The sequence below is a fragment of the Cryobacterium sp. MLB-32 genome (assembly GCF_000738085.1).
Taxonomy (GTDB): Bacteria; Actinomycetota; Actinomycetes; order Actinomycetales; family Microbacteriaceae; genus Cryobacterium.
Window position 1 is genome coordinate 1 of sequence record NZ_JPRS01000094.1, and the last position, 864, is coordinate 864.

Annotated in this window: 1 protein-coding gene; it reads right to left on the minus strand. The window is 58.3% G+C overall.

The window, feature by feature from the left end; translation table 11 throughout:
- Window positions 1-864, minus strand: an 864-nt coding sequence (locus tag JF66_RS23610) for a DUF6545 domain-containing protein (RefSeq protein WP_035877841.1), incomplete at both ends; no start/stop codon positions are given.

Here is an 864-nt window from a genome sequence, read left to right on the forward strand (position 1 = left end):
TTCGGCGTCTTTCTGGTCGGTGCCTGGGTCTGTCGTTCGGCCCGGTCGATCACTGATTGCTCCCTTAAGGATACGGCTTGTGCGGGGTTGAGGAGCAAGCTGTCACGAATTTCGACGTGTCGTCGATACAGGTGCACGCCCGGTCTGTGAACAACGAGGAGTTGCAGCGGAGTCAGAGCGCGCTCGATGCTCAGATCGGGCGAGGTCGAGAGGAGACGATTCCAAATTGGCGTGATTCGCCAGAGGAGCACCAGATCACGGTAGGTCTTGCGCACGGATGAAAGACCGTCCGCGGTGGCGGTGAGGCATAATCCGACAGCGAGGCTAATCGGCGACAGGAGAAACGTCAGCGTGTAGGCGAAACGGGACCAACCCTGAAAAGTGAAGTCTGGATTGAGCACGGACTGAAAGGCGCTCGTGAGGCTGATGAGCGCGTAGCCGAGAACGCCGAGACACCCCAAGGTCACGAAGCCGAGCGAGATCCTGGTTATGCCGCGCGGTTGCTGCCGCATATCAGACACGCAGGCGTACGCGACTGAGACTCCGAAGATCGCCATCGCGATCCAGGTTGTCGACGCGTAGGCGGTGTAGTCCCAGCGAGAAACAAAAGCCCGCGAGATATTGTCAGTCACCCGCCAATCGCTCCCAAAGAAGAGCACGGCTTGTGTCGCAATGATTGCACTCGCGATGATTGCGGTGCCGAGCTTGCGAGCCTTCGTAATGCCTCCCGGCGAGACGGCCTGCTGAACGATGACGTCAACTAAGGCGATCGCGACGATGGCCAAGGCATGGAACAGGAAGTAGGTGACATTGATGTCACCTAATAACGAATCCACTCCGTCATAGATCGGCTTGGGCTGAAGC